Consider the following 19,119-nt stretch of genomic DNA (forward strand, 5'->3'; position numbering starts at 1 on the left):
CCATGACCAGCCGTTCCGGCTTCGTGACGTTCGTGGGGCGCCCCAACGTCGGCAAGTCCACCCTGACCAACGCGCTCGTCGGCGAGAAGGTGGCGATCACCAGCGACAAACCGCAGACGACCCGCAAGGCGATCCGCGGCATCCTCAACCGCCCGACGGGGCAGCTCGTGATCGTGGACACCCCCGGCATCCACAAGCCGCGCACCCTGCTCGGTCAACGCCTCAACGACCTCGTCGAACAGGTGCTCGGCGACGTCGACGCGATCGGCTTCCTCGTGCCGGCGACCGAGAAGGTCGGTCCCGGCGACCGCCGCATCGCGGCGTCCCTCGATGGGTACGGGCGCGCCAAGAAGGTGGCCATCGTCACGAAGGTCGACATCGCCTCCCGCGAGGAGATCACCGAGCGGCTCATGGAGGTCGATTCGCTGCGCGAGGACTGGGACGCCGTGATCCCGCTGTCCGCCGTGACGGACGAGCAACTCGACGTCCTCGCCGACGAACTGCTCAAACTCATGCCCGAGGGGCCCGCGCTCTATCCCGAGGGCGTCGTCACCGACGAGAGCCTCGAGGACCGGATCGCCGAGATCATCCGCGAGGCGGCACTGGACGGCGTCCGCGACGAGCTGCCGCACTCCATCGCCGTCACGGTCGAGGACGTCAGTCCCCGCGAAGACAGCGACCTCACCGATGTCTACGCGAACATCGTCGTCGAGCGCGACAGCCAGAAGGCGATCATCATCGGCCGCAAGGGCTCACGCCTCGCCGACGTGGGCGCTCGCTCCCGCGCGGGGATCGAGCCGCTGGTCGGCGGGCGGGTGTATCTGTCGCTGCACGTGCGGGTGGCCAAGGAATGGCAGCGCGACCCCAAGCAACTGGGGCGCCTCGGATTCTGACCGGCGGGGGCGCCGGCGAGACAGGAAGGACGACGCATGGCTCAGGCATGGTTCGCGACGGGTCCCGGTGGTATCGGCGAGTGGGAGCTGCGGGACGTCGAGGTGCCGGCGCCCGGCCCGGGTGAGGTGACGATCCGCATCCACGCCGCGGGGATGAATCCCGCCGACGTCAAGCATTCGGCGCGACCGGGGGCGTCCTTCCCCGTCCCGCTGGGCTACGAGGTGTCGGGCGAGATCACGGCGATCGGTCCGGATACAGCGATCGGTTCCGGCGCGGCCCGGGTGGGAGACGAGGTCCTGGCGTTCCGCGTGAGCGGCGGGTATGCGACCGAGCTGACGATCCCCGCCGAGAAGGCGTTCCACAAGCCGTGGACCCTGACACATCCCGAGGCGGCGAATCTGCTGCTCGCGGGGGCCACGGCGGCGGAGCTTCTCGACCGCAGCGGTGCGCGCGAGGGCGACCTCGTCCTGTTCCACGCGGCATCCGGTGCGGTCGGGGTCAGCTTCCTGCAGCAAGCGCGGACGCGCGGGGTGCGCGTCGTCGGGACGGCGGGACCCGCCAACCTCGACGTCGTCCGGCGCTACGGAGGCGTGGCCATCGAGTACGGCGAGGGCCTCGTCGAGAGAGCGAGAGAGGCGGCTTCGGGCGCGCCCTTCGTGGCAGCGCTCGACGGCGTCGGCACGGACGAGGCGCTGGAGGCGTCCTTCGAACTCGTGGCGGACCGCCAGCGGATCATCACGATCGTCCGGCCCGACCGCGTGGAGCCCGATGGCATCGTGGCGATCGGCGGGATGATGAGGGCCAGCGCGGTCTTCCGCGACGGTGTCCGCGGTCCGCTGGTCGATCTGGCCGCACAGGGCCTGCTCGAGGTTCCCGTTGCACGGACGTACCCGTTGAACGAGGCGCGCAGTGCCGCGGAGTACCTCATGACGGGCCACCCGGGCGGAAAGCTCGCGCTCATCCCCTGAGCCAGCGCCTCACTCGACGAGTCGCAGTGCCGATCGCACGATGACCTTCCCGGCGCCGAAGTCCTGATCGGCCGCACGCTGCCACGTGCCGTCGTCCCAGATCACGTCGACGTGGATCCAGCCGTCCTGGTCGTACGATCCGAGGTAGGCGGCGCCGATCGCGTCGGGGACGATCGACTGGACGGTGTCGATGTCGGCGGCGGTGGCCGTCCCGGGTTCACCCCGTGTCGGGTCGGGGAGGGGCATCGCGTCGAAGAGGGCGAGGGGGACCGGTGCCCGCGTCACAGTGAGCGTGTCGCCGTCGTAGGTGCCCCACACCGCGTACGTGCCCCACGTCGACCCCGACATGACGGCGGCGTCGGCCACGCCCTCCCAGGACCATCCGGCGAGGGGGATGCCGGCGCACTGCGGCGGGGCGGACTCGGCGACCGCGCCGAGGCAGAGCTTCGCCGAGGACCCGTCGTCGAGGACCGTCCCCTGGCCGAGCACCTCACCGGTCGGGGGCTCCGGCGTGAGGGCGGCCAGAGCCGATCCGGGCGGCGCTGAGTCCGCACCGGCATCCGCTGCGCCCGGTGCGCAGGAGGTGAGGAGCAGAGCGGCGCCCGCGAGCAGCGCGGAGCCTGCGAGCACGGAAAAGCCGGAGCGACGGATGGTCATGCCCGGGGAGTGTCGCGGATGCGGCATCCGTCTCGGATGCCGTCGGTCTGGGATCGGGGTGTAACGTGTCGGTATGCGCTTCTGCGGCCTCCTTCTTCGTCGCCGCGACGAGTCCTCGATCTAGGACCAACTCGTCGCGGAGGTTGTCGTGGGTCCGCACCAGTGACGAGAGAAGAAGCACCCATCATGCGAAACACCCAGAAGCCCTCGGGCGCCCCGATCCATAAGTACCGCCCGTTCCACGAGCAGATCCGTGTCGATCTGCCCGACCGGACGTGGCCGAGCAGACGCATCGAGGTCGCGCCCCGCTGGTGCGCCGTCGACCTGCGCGACGGAAACCAGGCCCTCATCGACCCGATGAGCCCCGAACGCAAGCGGATCATGTTCGAGCTGCTCGTGAGCATGGGGTACAAGGAGATCGAGGTCGGTTTCCCGAGCGCGAGTCAGACCGATTTCGACTTCGTCCGGCAGCTGATCGAAGAGGACCTCATCCCCGAGGACGTCACGATCCAGGTGCTGACGCAGGCCCGTGACCACCTCATCAAGCGCACCTATGAGTCGATCGCGGGTGCCAAGCAGGCGATCGTGCACCTCTACAACTCGACGAGCGTGCTGCAGCGCGAGGTCGTCTTCCGCACCGACAAGCAGGGCATCATCGACATCGCCCTCGAGGGTGCTCGGCTCTGCCGCGAGTACGAGAAGACGATTCCCGAGACGACCGTCTACTACGAGTACTCGCCCGAGAGCTACACCGGCACCGAGCTCGAGTTCGCCGTGGACGTCTGCAACCAGGTCATCGAGGTCTTCGAACCGACCCCCGAGCGCAAAGTCATCATCAACCTCCCGGCCACCGTCGAGATGGCGACCCCGAACGTCTACGCCGACTCGATCGAGTGGATGAGCCGCCACCTGGCCCACCGCGAGAACGTCATCCTGTCGCTGCATCCCCACAACGACCGCGGCACCGCGATCGCTGCGGCGGAGCTGGGATACATGGCGGGCGCCGACCGGATCGAAGGGTGCCTCTTCGGCAACGGCGAGCGCACCGGGAACGTCGACCTGGTCGCTCTGGGGATCAACCTGCTCACGCAGGGGATCGACCCGCAGATCGACTTCAGCGACATCGACCACGTCAAGCGCACCGCGGAGTACTGCAACCAGCTGCCCGTGCCCGAGCGCAGCCCGTGGGCGGGAGATCTGGTCTTCACCGCCTTCAGCGGATCGCACCAGGACGCGATCAAGAAGGGCTTCGAGGCGATGGAGGCCCGCGCGCAGACCGCGGGCGTCTCGGTCGACGAGATCGAGTGGGCCGTCCCGTACCTACCCATCGACCCGAAGGACCTCGGCCGGTCGTACGAGGCGGTCATCCGCGTCAACTCGCAGTCGGGCAAGGGCGGTGTCGCGTATCTCCTGAAGACGGACCACGCGCTCGACCTGCCGCGCAAGCTGCAGATCGAGTTCTCCGGTGTGGTCCAGGCGAAGACGGATGCCGAGGGCGGCGAGGTCTCGAGCGGTCAGATCTGGTCGATCTTCTCCGACGAGTACCTGCCCGCCGCATCAGCCGACGAGAAGTGGGGTCGCTTCGAACTGCTGTCGACCCGCACGCAGAGCGACATGTCCGGCGAGGTCGCGCTCGAGGTGACCCTTCGCGACGGGGACGACCGCGTCGCGGCGACCGGGGCGGGCAACGGTCCCATCGCGGCGTTCCTCAAGGTGCTGAGCGAGCGCGGGTTCGACATCTCCCTGTACGACTACGTCGAGCACACCCTGGGCGCCGGCGGTGACGCCCACGCGGCGGCGTACGTCGAGCTGCAGGTGGGCGATCAGCGCCTCTGGGGTGTCGGCATCGACGGCGACATCTCCACCGCGAGCCTGAAGGCCGTCGTCTCGGCCGTCAACCGCGCCATCCGCAGCCGGGTCTCCGAGGGCGAACTCGCGAGCGTCTGAGTCCGCGCGGCCGCCGTCGGGACCTTGTCACGGTCTGATGATCGGGATCGTCGAGGTCTCGACGGCGACCTTGCGCCGGTAGAGCGCACGCTGCTCCGGCAGGGAGATGTCGAACGCGACGGCGAGGACCCGGATGACGGCGGTGACCGCGATGCAGGTGATCGCGGCGGGCACCGCCGAGACACCGAGGAGATCGAGCACGGCCAGGACGGCGCACCCGACCGCCGCGGCGACGGCGTAGAGCGAGCCGACGTGCATCATCGCGACGGGCAGGCCCATGAACACGTCGCGGAGCAGACCGCCGCCGACGGCCGCGCACGCCCCGACGAACACCGACGGGATGAGGGGCAGGCCGAGCGCCAGCGCCTTGGTGGTGCCCAGTGCGCCGAACATGCCGATCGCGACCGCGTCGAGGGCGACGATGACGGCGTTGAGGCGCTGGAAGAGGTTCGCAAGCAGCATCCCGACCAGCGCCGCGACGGTCACGGTGATGAGGTAGCCGTCGCTCTGGAGCGCGACGGGCGTCGTGTTCAGGAGCAGATCGCGGATCATGCCGCCGCCGAGCCCCATGACGACGCCGATGATCGCGACCCCGAGCAGGTCGAGCCGGCGCTGTCCCTGAAACCCCGAGGCGAACAGGGCACCCTGCACGCCGCCGAGCCCGACGGCGGTCAGATCGGCCCAGAGGGGGATGAGGAACTGCGGCTCGGTCACGCCTTCATTGTGCCCGGTCACGGGATAATCGAGGGGTGCCCACTTACCGCGACGAAGTCGTGGTCCTTCGCACCCACAAGCTGGGAGAGGCGGACCGCATCCTGACGATGCTGAGCCGTCGTCACGGCAAGGTGCGCGCCGTCGCGAAGGGGGTGCGCCGGACGTCCTCGAAGTTCGGCGCCCGGCTCGAGCCGTTCATGGTCGCCGACGTCCAGATGTACAAGGGACGCTCGCTCGACATCGTGCAGCAGGCGGAGTCCCTGGGCGCCTACGGCGCAGACATCGCGACGGATTACGACCGCTACACCGCGGCATCCGCCATGTCCGAGACCGCGGACCGCCTGAACGAGGCGGAGACGACACCGCAGCAGTACCTGCTCCTGGTCGGTGGCCTCCGTGCCCTCGCCCGAGGGGATCACGCGCCGCGCGCCGTGCTCGACTCGTACCTCCTGCGTGTCATGTCGCTCTCGGGATGGGCGCCGTCGCTGCAGGAGTGCGCCCGGTGCGGCGCGCCAGGCCCGCACGAGTGGTTCGTCGCGCAGCTCGGCGGCATCGTCTGTTCCGCCTGCGCCCCGGCGGGGTCGCCGCGCGTGAGCGCCGAGACCGGTGGTCTGCTGCGTGCACTGCTGGCGGGGGAGTGGGACGTGGTGGATGCCGCGTCTCCCGGCGCCACGGCGGCATCGTCCGGCCTGATCGCCGCCTACGCGCAGTGGCACACCGAGCGCGGCATCCGTTCCCTGTCCCACCTGGAGGCGCCTCGGTGAGTCCCAAGCCGTACACGCATCGCGACGCGGTGCCCTACCGACCGCTCGACTGGACCGGCCTGTATCCGCCCGAGTTCCCCAAGGGCGCAGTGCCCGCGCACGTCGCGATCGTGATGGACGGCAACGGCCGGTGGGCCAACCGCCGCGGCCTGACCCGCATCGAGGGGCATCGTGCGGGGGAGGAGGTGCTGCTCGATGTCGTCGCCGGCGCGATCCAAGCCGGGGTGAAGCACCTCAGCGTGTACGCCTTCTCGACCGAGAACTGGGCGCGCTCGCCCGAGGAGGTGCGCTTCCTCATGGGCTACAACCGGGACGTGCTGCACCGCCGTCGGGACCAGCTCAACGAGTGGGACGTGCGCATCCGCTGGGCGGGTCGGAAGCCGCGCCTGTGGGGCTCCGTGATCAAGGAGCTGCAGTACGCCGAAGAACTCACGCGGAACAACACCGGGCTGACGCTCACCATGTGCATCAACTACGGCGGGCGCCTCGAGATCATCGACGCGATGCGTGCGATGGGTGAGGAGATCGCCCGGGGACGCCTCAAGCCGTCGGCCATCACCGAGAAGACGCTGCGGCGTCACCTGTACGTGCCGGACATGCCCGACGTCGACCTCTTCGTGCGGTCGAGCGGTGAGCAGCGGACGTCGAACTTCCTGCTCTGGGAGGCGGCCTACGCCGAGATGGTGTTCCTCGACACGCTGTGGCCGGACTTCTCCCGCACCGATCTGTGGGGCGCGATCGAGCTGTTCCTCTCCAGGGACCGCCGCTTCGGCGGGGCCAAGGACGCGCCGACGACCTCCTGAGCTCAGCGGGCCGCGTCGGCCGCGGGTCCCGCGAGCCAACGATCGACCTCACGGGGGTGCCGGAGGTGCACGACCGGCAGGTCGTACTCGGCGGCGACCCGCGGCATCCGTTCCTTCCAGGTGCCGTGCGTGCGCATCTCCCAGCGCAGGATGTGGTCCCGGTCGCGGAACACCGTCCACAGCGGCGGTTCGACGTTGCCGTTCCACAGGGGCTGACGCAGGACGCTGCGCCGCACCGTGCGTCGCAGCAGTCGGGTCCGCGCGACGCGACGGGGCAGGTCGAGCCACACGGCGAGGTCGGCGCGCTCGCCGAGGAGCTGGCCGCCGCCCACGCCGAAGTAGTTCCACTCCGACACCCACCGCTCGCTCGCCGCGACCCGGCGCACGTCATCGAGGAACTCGGGTCGGGGCGTCCAGCCCGATCCGTGGAAGAGGGAGTCGAGCTCGGTGTACTCCAACGACCAGAGAGCGGCGAGACGGGCTGCCAGGGTCGACTTGCCCACCCCCGTCGTGCCGGCGATCACGACGCGGCGAGGCGTGTGCGGGAGAGGGTCGCCGGCGGAGAGCATCGGACCAGCGTAGGACGGGCACGGGAATAGATGCGAGCGCCCGAGCTGTTGCACCGGATGTGACGGATGCCATCAAGATCGACGTGTGGAGCGACATCGCCTGCCCCTGGTGCTACATCGGCAAGCGCAACCTGGAGAAGGGTCTCGCCGCGACGGCGGATGACGCCGACGCCCCGCGCGTGGAGGTGACCTTCCACTCGTACGAGCTGTCCCCGGACACGCCCGTCGACTTCGACGGGAACGAGGTCGAGTTCCTGTCGCAGCACAAGGGCATGGCGCCCGAGCAGGTGAAGCCGATGCTCGACCGCGTGACCGGCGTCGCCGCCGAGGCGGGTCTCGAGTACCGCTTCGATCTCCTGAAGCACACCAACACGGTGAAGGCGCACGAGCTGCTCCACTTCGCCAAGGAGCAGGGACGGCAGAAGGAGATGACCGAGCGGCTCATGTCCGCGTACTTCACCGAGGGTCGTCATGTGGGCCGCATCGACGACCTCGTCGAGCTCGCCGTCGAGGCGGGCCTGGACCGGGATGCCGCACGCGACGCCCTCGAGTCGGGACGCCATCTCGAGGCGGTGCGGGCAGACCAGGCGCAGGCGCAGGCCTACGGCATCCAGGGTGTGCCGTTCTTCGTCATCGACGGCAAGTACGGGGTCAGCGGCGCCCAGCCCGCCGAGGCGTTCGCGCAGATCGCGCGTCAGGTCTGGGCCGAGCGCGCACAGGCGACCGCAGCGAGCTGATCAGGCGAGGGCGCCCTCGATCGCAGCGATCACCTCGGGCTCGTTCGGCTTGGTCTGCGGGCGGAACCGGTGAAGCTCGCCGTCCCGTGTCACGAGGAACTTCTCGAAGTTCCACATGACGGGGCCCTTCGCGCGCTCCGCGTTCGGAGTCTTCTTCAGCGCCTTGTACAGCGGGGCCGCGTGTGAGCCGTTCACGCGGATCTTGTCCATGATGGGGAAGGTGATGCCCCAGTTGACCGCGCAGTAGTCCAGGATCTCCTCCATGGACCCGGGCTCCTGCCCCATGAACTGGTTGCACGGGAAGCCGACGACCTGAAGACCCCGGTCGCCGTACGTCTTCTGCAGCTCCTCGAGCTGCTCGTACTGCGGGGCGAGGCCGCACTTGGACGCGACGTTCACGATGAGGAACGCCTTGTCGCCGAAGTCGCTCAGTGTCGCCTCCTTGCCGTCAGCGGTCGTGAACGGGATCTCGCGCAGGGAGGGGGCGTCGGTCATGTCTCCACGATAGGACGCGCATCGCTGCCGCGAGCGCTCGCCGTCTGGGAGAATGGGAAGGATATGTCCTCGACCCTCGCTCCTCCCGCGCCCCTGCGTATCGGGCCGATCGCCCTCGACGCGCCCGTCGTCCTCGCGCCCATGGCGGGGATCACGAACACCGCCTTCCGTCGCCTCTGCCGCGAGTACGGAGCAGGTCTCTACGTGAGCGAGATGATCACGACGCGCGCGCTCGTCGAGCGCAACGCCACGACGATGCGTCTCATCCGTCACCACGAGTCCGAGACTCCTCGGTCGATCCAGCTCTACGGTGTCGATCCGGCGACTGTCGAGGCGGCCGTGCGGATCATCGTCGACGAGGACCACGCGGACCACGTCGACCTGAACTTCGGATGTCCGGTGCCCAAGGTGACCCGCAAGGGTGGCGGTGCGGCGCTGCCGTGGAAGACGGAGCTCTTCCGCGAGATCGTCGAGCGCGCCGCGAAGGCCGCGGGCGACATCCCGTTGACCGTGAAGATGCGCAAGGGCATCGACTCGGACCACCTGACGTACCTCGAGGCGGGTCGCATCGCCGAAGGCGCCGGTGTCGCCGCCGTCGCGCTGCACGCGCGGACAGCGTCGGAGTTCTACTCGGGGCACGCCGACTGGTCGGCCATCGCGAAGCTGAAGGAGACGGTGACCGGCGTCCCCGTCCTCGGCAACGGCGACATCTGGTCGGCCGACGACGCGCGCCGCATGATGACAGAGACCGGTTGCGACGGTGTCGTCGTCGGCCGCGGATGCCTCGGCCGCCCCTGGCTCTTCGGTGACCTCGCGCGCGAGCTCGGCACCGGTCATGGCGCCCCGCCCGTCGATGCGACCCTCGGGTTCGTCGCCGCGGCGTTCCGTCGGCACGCCGAGCTTCTGGTCGAGTTCTTCGAGGATGAGGACCGCGGCTGCCGAGACATACGCAAGCACGTCGCGTGGTACTTCAAGGGGTACCCCGTGGGCGGCGACCTCCGGGCGCGGCTGGCGACGGTGTCGAGCCTCGTCGAGATCGACGAGCTGCTCGCCACGCTCGACCTCGATGCGCCCTACCCGGGTGCGGCCGCCGAGGGTCAGCGCGGGCGTGCGGGCACGCCGAAGCGCCCGGCTCTGCCCGAGGGCTGGCTGGACTCGCGCGAGATCGGGCAGGCGGCATCCACAGCGCTCGCCGATGCGGAGCTCGACACCAGTGGCGGCTGAGTCGGTGGTGGGCGCGAGCGTAGGGGTCGCCGCGGGACGACCGTCGGGATACGACGACCACGACGCCGAGCGGTTCCACCCCGAGCGCCACCGCTCCCTCCGCGACGGGTTCGCCCGCGACCGCGCCCGAGTGCTTCATTCCGCGGGGTTCCGGCGTCTCGCGGCGAAGACGCAGGTACTCAGCCCCGCGAGTCCCGACGACTTCGCCCGCAATCGCCTCACGCACTCGCTCGAGGTCGCGCAGGTGGGACGTGAGCTCGCGATCGCGCTGGAGCTCTCGCCCGACGTCGTCGACACGGCGTGCCTGAGTCACGACCTCGGGCATCCGCCCTTCGGGCACAACGGCGAGCGGGCGCTCAACGAATGGGCCGAGGACATCGGAGGGTTCGAGGGCAACGCGCAGTCGCTGCGGATCCTCGCGCGTCTCGAGCCGAAGGTGGTCGACGACGACGGTCAGAGCTTCGGTCTGAACCTGACGCGGGCCAGTCTCGACGCGACGTGCAAGTACCCGTGGACGGCGGACCACGCGATCCCCGATCCCGGCGGTCGGCAGAAGTTCGGCGTCTACGCGGAGGATGAGGCGATCTTCCGGTGGATGCGGCAGGGTGCGCCCGGTCGGGTCCGCTGTATCGAGGCCGAGGTCATGGACCTCTCCGACGACATCGCGTACTCGGTGCACGACTTCGAGGACGCGGTCCTCAACGGCTACCTCGATCCGCGCCGGCTCGCGGACGCCCGCGAGCGCGAGGCGCTGCTGACCGCGATCCAGTCGTGGGTCGGTCTCGGCTTCAGCCGGGATGAGCTCGCCGACGCGCTCTACCGTCTCGTGCGCCTGCCGGAGTGGATGACCGACTTCGATGGCACACGCGCGTCGGTGGCCCGGTTGAAGAACCTCACGTCCGACTTCATCGGGCGGTTCGCGCGCGCGGCGACGGCCGCGACGCGGGAGCACTACGACACCCCCGCGCTCACCCGTTACCGGGGTCGGATGATCGTCCCGCGGGTGATCGAGGCCGAGATGGCGGTGCTGAAGGGCACGATCGGCGCGTTCGTCGTGTCGATCGACGGTCGCAAGGGGCTCTACAAAGAGCAGCGTCGCGTGCTGAAGCGGTTGGCATCCGCGTTGCTCGAGCGGCCGGAGCACCTGGACCGCGTGCACGCGGTGGACTTCGCGGCCGCGTCGACGGATGCCGAGCGCAAGCGGGTCGTCGTCGACCAGGTGGCGACGCTCACCGACCGCTTCGCGATCGAGTGGCACTCCGCCCTGGTCGGCCCGGTCGACCTGCGGGAGCTGGGTCTGTGGCCGGCGGGGTCGCGTGTCGTCGCCAACGCGAGCTTCGCCCTGCCTGAGCCGATCGAAGGTCTGTGATGGCCCGCATCCGTCAGTCCGACGTCGACGAGGTGAAGGCCCGGACGAACATCGCCGACATCGTGGGCGAGAGGGTCGCTCTGAAGTCGGCGGGAGTGGGCTCCCTCAAGGGACTCTGCCCGTTCCATGACGAGCGGAGCCCGAGCTTCAACGTGCGCCCGCAGGCGGGGTACTACCACTGCTTCGGATGCGGCGAGTCGGGCGACGTCTACTCGTTCCTGCGGGCGATGGATCACCTGTCCTTCACGGAAGCGGTTGAGCGTCTCGCGGGTCGTATCGGGTATCAGCTGCACTACGAGGACGGCGGGGCCGCTCCCGAGACCGGCGGACGGACGCGGCTGTACCAGGCGAACACCGCCGCGGCGGAGTACTTCCGCGCGCAGCTCGCGACGGCGGAAGCGGATGCGGGCCGCCGGTTCCTCGGCGAACGGGGATTCGATGCCGGCGCGGCCGCGCACTTCGGTGTCGGTTACGCGCCGAAGGGCTGGAACAACATGCGGGACGCCTTGCGCGCGCAGGGTTTCACCGACGAGGAGCTGGCGACGGCTGGGTTGGTGTCGCAGGGCCAGCGCGGTGTGTACGACCGGTTCCGTGGACGGGTGGTCTGGCCGATCCGGGATCTGACGGGTCAGACGATCGGGTTCGGTGCCCGGAAGCTGTACGAGGACGATCAGGGCCCGAAGTACCTGAACACACCCGAGACGCCGATCTACAAGAAGGCGCAGGTCCTGTACGGCCTCGATCTCGCGAAGAAGGACGTCTCGCGCTCGCACCGCGTCGTCGTGGTGGAGGGCTACACGGATGTCATGGCGTGTCACCTGGCGGGCGTGACGACGGCGATCGCGACCTGTGGCACGGCCTTCGGCTCGGACCACATCACCGTGCTGCGGCGGGTGATGGGCGATGACAGTGCGGCGGGCGAGGTGATCTTCACCTTCGATCCGGATGCCGCGGGTCAGAAGGCGGCGCTGCGCGCGTTCTCGGAGGAGAAGAGGTTCGCGGCCCAGACGTACGTGGCGGTGGCTCCCGACGGGCTCGACCCGTGCGACTTGCGGCTCAACCGCGGCGACGGCGCTGTGCGCGCGCTGATGGATGCGAAGGCGCCGATGTTCGAGTTCGTCATCGACCAGAAGCTGGCCGGGTTCGATCTCGGCAGCGTCGAGGGGCGGGTCGGCGCGCTGCGCGCCGCAGCACCGATCGTCGCGGAGATCCGGGACTCTTCGCTGCGGCCGGGGTACACGCGAGTGCTCGCGCGCAAGCTCGGAATGGACCTGGGCGAGGTGACGCCGGCGGTCGAGCGCGCGGCGCGCGGCCCGCGTGGACCGCGGGAGTCCGAGCCGTCCCGCGTCGAGGCGACGGAGGTCGCGTCGCCTTCGCTGCGCGTGACGGTGGCGAGTCTGCCGCGGACGGCGAGTGTGACGCTGGAGCGCGACGCGCTGATGGGTGTGCTGCAGTACGGGCACGTCATCGACGCCGACGAGGTGGATGCCGCCCTGCAGATCCCGATGGAGCATCCCGCTCTGGATGCAGTCCGTCAGGCGGTCGCCGCCCAGCCGGACCGCTCACGTGTCGGGTGGTCGACGGCCGCGGTGGATGCCACGCGCGAGCCGTATCGCGGGCTCGCGGCCGAATTGCTCACCGCATCCTTCCCGGCGCTCACGGAGGCGGAGGCGACGACGTCGGCACGTGCGCTCTGCCGACGGCTGCGGCTGAGGGCGATGGATCGGGAGAAGGCGGAGCTGCTCGGTGCGGTGCAGCGTGTGCCGGCCGACTCCGAGGAAGGTCGCTCAGTCCGCGTGGCTCTGCGCGATCTCGATCAGCGGCGACGGGCCTTGGCGGAGCTCGTCTAGTCCGGAGTGGGATCGCGGCGCCCCGCGATCGACTCACGACCGGAGTCGTCGTCAGAAGGGTGCAGGTTCTGTCACGGCGGGCGGTGGTGGTGGTGGTGCGGCAGGGGTGAAGGCGACGGCCGGGGTGGGTGCGTCTTCTCTGTAGGTTCTGCCGAGGGGTGAGGTCCATTCCAGGACGCCACTTGTGAGTTGTCGGACCCGCCAGGCGGTGAACTGCTTCATCGAGTGGTGCCGTTGACACAGGTGCGCGAGGTTCCCGAGCTCTGTCTTCCCGCCGAGGGCGTGGTCGTGGGTGTGGTCGATCTCGCAGCGGATCGCGGCGGTGCGGCATCCGGGGAACCGGCAGTGCTGGTCGCGGGCTTGCAGGAACCGGCGCATACCCGACGGCACTCGGTACGAGTCGGTGGCGATCGTGACCCCGGTGACCGGGTCGTGGAACAGCCGCTCCCAGATGTGAGTGTTCCCGGCCAGTTGTCGCGCGGCGCCGGCGTCGATGGGGGAGCGGCCCGTGAGATCACACGGCCCGTCATCCTCACCCGTCAACGTCGCCGCGGGGACGAGGATCTGCACGCGTGCGCGGATCGCGCCGAGGGGCCCCGCGGTCGTATCACGTGTGTCGTCGAGCGCCGGAGTCCCGGAGAGGAGGAGGTCGGCGAACACGTCGGCGCGGACCTGGTCGGTGGAGCGGGTGTCGGTCGCGATCACGGCGGCGGCGTCGGCGCAGGCACTGGCAGTGGCGCGCTCGTCGCGGGTGTGGATGATCGCTCGCGCTTGCTGCGTGAGCCGGTCGTGGATCCCCTCGGCGATCACGGTCGGGAGTGTGGCGATCAGGTCGCTCATCCCGTCCCGTCCGGGCACGAGCTGCACGCAGCGCCCGGCGGCGGCTTCCTCGTGTCGTTCCGCGAACGACCGGGGGTGCATCCGGTGTGCGAGGATCTCGAGCTCGCCGCGCACCCGGTTGGGGGTGTCCTGTTCGCACCGGGTGATCGCGACAGCTTCGAACTCTGCCCACATCTCCGCCGGCAGCGACGTCCCGGTCTCGACGATCAAGAACGCGTGCCCCCGCACGATCCGTCCCTGCTCCCACGCCTCGACCGTCGCGGGGAACCCTTCGATGAGCGTGCGCGCTTCTCCGATGCGTCGTTGCACGGTCCGGTCGGTGACCCGCATCACCCCACCGACTTCCGCCGCGATCGACCGGAGGGCCATGTCGTGCACCTGCACGCGGGCGTTGCGCTGCGCGACCTGCGCCTCCGCCAACCGCCCCGCCGCAGCCAGCACCCGCAGTTCCTCGATTTTCGCCGCTGCGATCCGCCGAGCGACGGAGTCCACGTTCGCGACGATGCCCGCCAACGTGGCGAGATAGTCCCCGCCATCGGGGGTTTCCGTCGCGTTTGTCATACCTGCACTCTGCCACTGGCCGCCGACATCCGCCCCCAAAAAGACGGTCGAGAACACCCGTTGTGCACACCTCGAGAATGAGAAATCCCTCATCCGTGGTTCATCGCCGCAAGCACGGCATGGCGGCCTCTCCGACTGGCGCACATCCCCGTGACCGATGAGGATGGGACGCATGCCTCGAGTGATCGAACCGGATGCCGCGATCTTCTGCTCCGACCTGTCGATCGCACGCGCCTCGGCGGACACCCGCGTCGTCGACGGCGTATCCCTGAACGTGAAGCCCGGTGAGGTCGTCGCGGTCATGGGGGCGACGGGTGCCGGCAAGTCGAGCCTGGCCTCCTGCCTCGCGGGAGCGGAGCACCGCGACCTGCGGATCGTCGGGGGAGTGGGCGAGACCGCCGGTATCTCGCTCCGCGCACGCGGCCGCGCCCGCCGCGTCCTCACGTACCGCACCGGCCACCTGCCGCAGGGTGCCAACTCCGCACTGCCAGCGCGACACACCATTTCAGAGATCGTCGCCGAGCCCATCACGGCACGCGATCGCAAGGTCAACGAGCGTGCGCTCGCCCTCCGCGTCGCCGCGCTCCTGGACGAGCTGCAGCTGCCGATCGGCGCATCGGAGAAATACCCGTACGAGCTCAGCTCCGGCATGCGTCAGCGTGTCGCGATCGCTCGCAGCCTTGTCCTCGATCCCGCCGTGTTGATCGCGGATGAGCCGTACGCCAACCTCGACGTCGACGTCCGTCCCGCCGTGCTGGATGCACTGATGCGCAGAGTCGACAACGGGATGGCCCTACTCGTGGTCACCAATGAGCGCGAGCTGGTCGCGGACCTCGCAGCGCAGGTGCTCGTCCTGCGAGCGGGCCACCCCATCGGGGTCGGTCGCAGCCTGGACGAGGTGCTGTGGACCCCGGACGAGGCGACACGCATCGGGGGCTGATGTCACGAGCACCCCTCGGGCTTTGCTACGATTGTGTGGTTGCCCGGTGACGGGTGACTGATCCTCGGTAGCTCAATTGGCAGAGCAATCGGCTGTTAACCGATAGGTTCTTGGTTCGAGTCCAAGCCGGGGAGCCACTCATCGAAACCCCCGGTCCGGCCGGGGGTTTCCGTTTTGTCGACAGCGGATGCCGGTGGCCGCCGCATCCGTTCGCTCAGGGTTTGCGTGTCCCGAAGGCTCCGCGAGTCCATGCTGTACGCATGAACAGCGTCAACGGGGGATGGGCGGCCTGGGGCTGGGGTGAGCGCGCGGGCATGATCGTGCTGGCCGCGTCCGTCGTCCTGCTGTTCTGGGCGGCGTTCCAGTACGGCGCCGGGTACGACGTCGCGTTCTTCGCCCTGTTCGCAGCGCTCGTGCTCGGAATCACGGGGTTGGGCGTTCACGTCGCCGCGAGAGAGGCCCGCTTCCGGCGTCAGGCGCGCTCCCGCGAGTGATGCCCGGACGTCTACGCCTCACCGCAGAACGGTGACGCCGCGCTCCTCGAGGCTCGCCAATGTCGTGGAGCCGGCGGTGTCCTCTGCGTCGACCACGACCCCGTCGACCGCATCCCAGGTCAACACCCGGTAGCGCGAGGCAGCGCCGATCTTCTCGGCGCTGCCCAAGACGAAGGTCTCGGCCGCCCGGCTGGCCAGGGTTCGCTTCATCGCCGCCTCGTCGGGGTCGCCCGTCGTGAGGCCGACGTCCTCGTGAATGCCCGTCACTCCCAGCAGGAATCTGTCGGCGGACACGGTCATCGCCGCTTCGACGGCGGCCGCCCCCGACGCCACGGCCGAGTGCTTGAAGAGCCGGCCCCCCAGGATGATGACCTCCGCGACATGGTTCAGCAGGGCCGCAGCGACGGTCGGGCTGTGCGTGATGATCGTGCACTCCCGTTCCGGATCGAGCGCGCGCACCGTCGCGAGCGCGGTGGTCCCGCCGTCGAGGATGACGGTGCTGCCTGGTTCGATCAACTGTGCCGCTCGCCGAGCGACCCGCGTCTTGCTGTCGGTGGCCACGCTCTCGCGCACGCCGTAGTCCGCTACCGCGGGTGATGCCGGCAGCGCTCCGCCGTACACGCGGACGGCGAGCCCCGCGGCATCCAGCTCACGGAGATCGCGGCGGATGCTGTCTTCGGAAAGCCCCAGTTCTGCAGCGAGCTCCTTCGCGACGATGCGTCCGTCCGCGCGGAGTCGATCGAGCAGCAACTGCTTCCGGGCTGCAGCAAGCATTCATGATCCTTCACGTTTGTGCACGTTTGTGTCTATTCTAGCGTCATGACGACGAACGACGATCCACGCCCCCTTCTCATCCTCATCGCGGGACCCTACGCCTCGGGAACCGGTGGCGACCCCGAACTGATGCGACGCAACCTCGAGCGGTTGGAGGAGGCCGCCTGGCCCATCTTCCGCGCCGGGCACGTCCCGATGATCGGGGAGTGGGTGGCACTCCCCGTGCTCCGCAGCGCCGGCGCAAGCGGGCCGCTCGACCCGCTCGCGGAGCAGGTCATGTATCCGACCGCAGAGCGCCTGCTGCAGCACTGCGATGCCGTGCTGCGGCTTCCCGGCGAGTCCAGGGGTGCCGACCAGGACGTGGCGATCGCTCGGCAGCGCGGCATCCCGGTCTACTCGTCACTCGAGGAGATCCCCGCGGTGACCGTCGCGATCTGAACGACCGACCACGCGACGCCTGTCAGCAGTTTCTGATAGACAGGTCGGGACGTCGACCCTCTGGGGGCTCTGAGGAGCGGGGCCGACCGAAGGAAACGGGGATCGCGTGCGCGCGAACAGGGATCTTCTCGCCGAGGCCGTCGATGCGGTCGTCCGCAACGACAACTGCACGGGATGCGGGGTGTGCGCGCTCGTGTCCGATCGTGTGTCGATGGGGCTCTCCGCAGACGGCTTCATGCGACCGACCGTCACCCCGAGCGCTGATGACGCCGCCCAGGAGGAGACCCGCACGTTCCGGGCATCCTGCCCCGGGGTGATCCTTCGTGCGCCCGCCGCCGAGGCGGCGACGCACTGGCTCTTCGGTCGGGTGATGCGCGCCTGGGAGGGTCACGCAGCCGACCCCGCAGTTCGCCGCGCGGGCAGCAGCGGGGGCGTCCTGACGGCCCTGGTCGCCTTCATCGGCGAGTCCGGCGACAGCCCGACCGTCGTCGGCGCCGCCCAGGACGCTGCCCGGCCGAGCCGGACCGTCCCGGTCACGATCACGACCCGTGAAGAGGCTCTGCGTGCCGCCGGGTCGCGCTACGCCCCCGTCAGCGTGCCGTCCTCATGGAACGGCGGCGCGCTGGTCGGCAAGCCGTGCGAGGTGGCCGGGCTGCGGCAGTACCTCGACGCCACCTCCGCCGGCGACCCGATCCTGCTGTCGTTCTTCTGTGCGGGCACCCCGAGTCAGCACGCGACCGAAAGCCTGATCCGAAAACTGGGCGGTGATCCCGATCGGATCACGTCCCTGCGCTATCGAGGCGAGGGGTGGCCGGGGCGGTTCGCCTTCACGGGCCCGAGCAGCGGGTCGGAGGACTACAACGAGTCCTGGGGCCACCACCTCGGTCGGCAGCTCCAGTCCCGCTGCAAGATCTGCCCCGACGGCACGGGCGAGCACGCGGACATCGCCGTGGGCGACTACTGGGCCACCGATGAACGGGGCTTCCCGACGTTCGACGAGGGTGAGGGGTCGTCCGTCGTCATCGCCCGCACGAGTCGCGGCGCTGCCCTCATCGAACGAGCGGTCTCGGCGGGTGTCCTGGCACTGTCACCGATCGATCTGGACGACGTCGCACGCGTGCAGCCGCTGCAGTCCGAGCGCCGTCGCGTGCAGGTGGGACGCTCTCTCGGCCGGCTTCTCGCCGGGTTCCGCGTGCCGCGGTTCCGGGGATATCGCGGCCTCGTGCTCGCAGTGCGGAACCCGCGACGGAACCTCCAGGCCGCCCGAGGCACGTGGGGTCGCGCCCGACGGGCAGCGCACCGCGGCTGACGTGCGCCTCACCCCTCGTCGAGCACCGCGCCCGCCCAGACCCAGCACCGACGCTCGTCGTCTCCGATCCGGAACCGGATCGCCGCCGCCCGGTCGGTCCACATGCACAGGTCCGCATCGACGAGCACAGGCTCCGCTCCGAAGCGCACCCACACCCGCACGCGTCGTGGGCGAGGATCGGTCGTGACCGGTCTGCGGTCGAGTTCCAGCTCCTCGCTCGACAGCGATTGCAGACGGCCGCCAGAGGCGACCCGGTGCAGGATGCGGTCGTCCATGCGGGCGTCGATGCTCGCCGCGTAGCGCCTGTTCGAACCCAACCGGCATCCCTCTCTCCGGCCGACATCGAGAGCGTACGGAGGACCGCGGACATCCGCTCAGACGTTGAGTTGATCCCGCATCTCCGCGTCGCCGGAACCGCTCATGGCGACGACACGGTCCGCGTCGACGCGGAGGAACACGAACTCGGCGACGTTGAGGTGCCGGCGGGTGGGGGCGATGCCGCGCCACACCCCGGTGTGCGTGCCCCCGGCGCGCAGGTGCGCAGCGATGCGCCCGTCCTCCGCGACGACCTGGATGATCTTCCACCGCCAGTCGGGGAATCCGTGGAAAAGGTCCGCGAGATCGTCGATCCACGCGTCGGCGCCGGCGGGGAGATGCGCGCGCCGGACCCCCGGGTCCAGGAGCTCCCGAACCGCGGCGAGGTCATGCCTGTTGCACGTGTCGACGAACTCGTCGAACCACGCGTGCAGTTCCCAGGGCTCCACGTGAGAAA

General features: G+C 69.6%; 21 protein-coding genes and 1 tRNA gene. 14 read left to right on the forward strand and 8 right to left on the reverse strand.

Annotation, left to right across the window (positions count from 1 at the left end):
* The first annotated feature begins 2 nt into the window (after positions 1-2).
* A complete protein-coding gene (era, locus tag M3190_RS09070) occupies positions 3-893 on the forward strand; it encodes a GTPase Era (RefSeq protein WP_251580643.1) in 891 nt (296 codons plus the stop codon).
* A 36-nt stretch (positions 894-929) separates the two neighbouring features.
* Entirely contained in the window at positions 930-1,862 is a 933-nt protein-coding gene (locus M3190_RS09075; protein ID WP_251580644.1) for a quinone oxidoreductase family protein, read from the forward strand.
* Between the two features lie 9 nt (positions 1,863-1,871).
* On the opposite strand, the gene M3190_RS09080 is transcribed toward M3190_RS09075, so the two are convergent.
* Complete coding sequence (locus M3190_RS09080; protein WP_251580645.1) at positions 1,872-2,519, reverse strand: hypothetical protein; 648 nt, start codon at positions 2,517-2,519, stop codon at positions 1,872-1,874.
* A 186-nt stretch (positions 2,520-2,705) separates the two neighbouring features.
* Here M3190_RS09080 and leuA point away from each other — a divergent pair, with 186 nt between their 5' ends.
* A complete protein-coding gene (leuA, locus tag M3190_RS09085; RefSeq protein ID WP_251580646.1) occupies positions 2,706-4,466 on the forward strand; it encodes a 2-isopropylmalate synthase in 1,761 nt (586 codons plus the stop codon).
* A gap of 27 nt (positions 4,467-4,493) precedes the next feature.
* Here leuA and M3190_RS09090 read toward each other — a convergent pair whose 3' ends face one another.
* Positions 4,494-5,180 (reverse strand): trimeric intracellular cation channel family protein, encoded by a 687-nt coding sequence (locus M3190_RS09090; protein ID WP_251580647.1) that lies wholly within the window; start codon positions 5,178-5,180, stop codon positions 4,494-4,496.
* Positions 5,181-5,215: 35 nt separating this feature from the next.
* Here M3190_RS09090 and recO point away from each other — a divergent pair, with 35 nt between their 5' ends.
* Together recO and M3190_RS09100 are read left to right on the forward strand one after the other, a co-directional pair.
* A complete protein-coding gene (gene recO, locus M3190_RS09095; protein ID WP_251580648.1) occupies positions 5,216-5,944 on the forward strand; it encodes a DNA repair protein RecO in 729 nt (242 codons plus the stop codon).
* A complete protein-coding gene (locus M3190_RS09100) occupies positions 5,941-6,747 on the forward strand; it encodes an isoprenyl transferase (RefSeq protein ID WP_251580649.1) in 807 nt (268 codons plus the stop codon). The genes recO and M3190_RS09100 overlap by 4 nt, the downstream gene beginning before the upstream one ends.
* A gap of 2 nt (positions 6,748-6,749) precedes the next feature.
* Here M3190_RS09100 and M3190_RS09105 read toward each other — a convergent pair whose 3' ends face one another.
* A complete protein-coding gene (locus M3190_RS09105) occupies positions 6,750-7,316 on the reverse strand; it encodes an AAA family ATPase (RefSeq protein ID WP_251580650.1) in 567 nt (188 codons plus the stop codon).
* A gap of 59 nt (positions 7,317-7,375) precedes the next feature.
* Between M3190_RS09105 and M3190_RS09110 the strand changes: the two genes are divergently transcribed.
* Positions 7,376-8,053 (forward strand): DsbA family oxidoreductase, encoded by a 678-nt coding sequence (locus tag M3190_RS09110; protein ID WP_251580651.1) that lies wholly within the window; start codon positions 7,376-7,378, stop codon positions 8,051-8,053.
* On the opposite strand, the gene M3190_RS09115 is transcribed toward M3190_RS09110, so the two are convergent.
* A complete protein-coding gene (locus tag M3190_RS09115; RefSeq protein WP_251580652.1) occupies positions 8,054-8,548 on the reverse strand; it encodes a glutathione peroxidase in 495 nt (164 codons plus the stop codon).
* Positions 8,549-8,611: 63 nt separating this feature from the next.
* On the opposite strand from M3190_RS09115, the gene dusB reads away from it, so the two are divergent.
* Genes dusB through dnaG form a run of 3 tightly spaced genes read left to right on the forward strand, consistent with a single transcriptional unit; the run spans position 8,612 to position 12,991 of the window.
* Positions 8,612-9,772 (forward strand): tRNA dihydrouridine synthase DusB, encoded by a 1,161-nt coding sequence (gene dusB, locus M3190_RS09120; protein ID WP_251580653.1) that lies wholly within the window; start codon positions 8,612-8,614, stop codon positions 9,770-9,772.
* Positions 9,744-11,141 carry a deoxyguanosinetriphosphate triphosphohydrolase gene (locus tag M3190_RS09125; protein ID WP_251580654.1) on the forward strand — a complete coding sequence of 466 codons (1,398 nt, stop codon included), beginning with the start codon at positions 9,744-9,746 and terminating at the stop codon, positions 11,139-11,141. The genes dusB and M3190_RS09125 overlap by 29 nt, the downstream gene beginning before the upstream one ends.
* On the forward strand, positions 11,141-12,991 hold the full coding sequence (gene dnaG / locus M3190_RS09130; protein ID WP_251580655.1) for a DNA primase: 1,851 nt from the start codon (positions 11,141-11,143) through the stop codon (positions 12,989-12,991). The genes M3190_RS09125 and dnaG overlap by 1 nt, the downstream gene beginning before the upstream one ends.
* Before the next feature lie 51 nt (positions 12,992-13,042).
* Here the strand turns inward: dnaG and M3190_RS09135 are convergent, their stop codons facing one another.
* The gene (locus tag M3190_RS09135; protein WP_251580656.1) at positions 13,043-14,392 is read right to left on the reverse strand and encodes an HNH endonuclease signature motif containing protein; all 1,350 of its coding nucleotides are present in this window, start codon (positions 14,390-14,392) and stop codon (positions 13,043-13,045) included.
* 172 nt (positions 14,393-14,564) lie between these two features.
* Between M3190_RS09135 and M3190_RS09140 the strand changes: the two genes are divergently transcribed.
* The 3 genes from M3190_RS09140 to M3190_RS09150 all read left to right on the forward strand — a co-directional run bounded on the left by M3190_RS09140 (position 14,565) and on the right by M3190_RS09150 (position 15,826).
* The gene (locus tag M3190_RS09140) at positions 14,565-15,332 is read left to right on the forward strand and encodes an ATP-binding cassette domain-containing protein (RefSeq protein WP_251580657.1); all 768 of its coding nucleotides are present in this window, start codon (positions 14,565-14,567) and stop codon (positions 15,330-15,332) included.
* 61 nt (positions 15,333-15,393) lie between these two features.
* Positions 15,394-15,469, forward strand: a tRNA-Asn gene (locus tag M3190_RS09145).
* A gap of 123 nt (positions 15,470-15,592) precedes the next feature.
* On the forward strand, positions 15,593-15,826 hold the full coding sequence (locus M3190_RS09150; protein ID WP_251580658.1) for a hypothetical protein: 234 nt from the start codon (positions 15,593-15,595) through the stop codon (positions 15,824-15,826).
* An 18-nt stretch (positions 15,827-15,844) separates the two neighbouring features.
* Here the strand turns inward: M3190_RS09150 and M3190_RS09155 are convergent, their stop codons facing one another.
* Positions 15,845-16,600, reverse strand: a complete 756-nt coding sequence (locus M3190_RS09155) for a DeoR/GlpR family DNA-binding transcription regulator (protein WP_251580659.1) — start codon at positions 16,598-16,600, stop codon at positions 15,845-15,847.
* A gap of 45 nt (positions 16,601-16,645) precedes the next feature.
* Between M3190_RS09155 and M3190_RS09160 the strand changes: the two genes are divergently transcribed.
* The gene (locus M3190_RS09160) at positions 16,646-17,038 is read left to right on the forward strand and encodes a DUF4406 domain-containing protein (protein ID WP_251580660.1); all 393 of its coding nucleotides are present in this window, start codon (positions 16,646-16,648) and stop codon (positions 17,036-17,038) included.
* A gap of 106 nt (positions 17,039-17,144) precedes the next feature.
* Positions 17,145-18,347 (forward strand): Coenzyme F420 hydrogenase/dehydrogenase, beta subunit C-terminal domain, encoded by a 1,203-nt coding sequence (locus M3190_RS09165; protein WP_251580661.1) that lies wholly within the window; start codon positions 17,145-17,147, stop codon positions 18,345-18,347.
* 8 nt (positions 18,348-18,355) lie between these two features.
* Here the strand turns inward: M3190_RS09165 and M3190_RS09170 are convergent, their stop codons facing one another.
* Complete coding sequence (locus M3190_RS09170) at positions 18,356-18,664, reverse strand: hypothetical protein (RefSeq protein WP_251580662.1); 309 nt, start codon at positions 18,662-18,664, stop codon at positions 18,356-18,358.
* Between the two features lie 57 nt (positions 18,665-18,721).
* Positions 18,722-19,111 carry an ester cyclase gene (locus tag M3190_RS09175; RefSeq protein ID WP_251580663.1) on the reverse strand — a complete coding sequence of 130 codons (390 nt, stop codon included), beginning with the start codon at positions 19,109-19,111 and terminating at the stop codon, positions 18,722-18,724.
* Positions 19,112-19,119: the final 8 nt, after the last annotated feature.

Origin of the sequence: Microbacterium oleivorans, from assembly GCF_023715745.1 — a bacterium.
In the GTDB taxonomy this organism is placed as follows: Bacteria; Actinomycetota; Actinomycetes; order Actinomycetales; family Microbacteriaceae; genus Microbacterium; species Microbacterium oleivorans_D.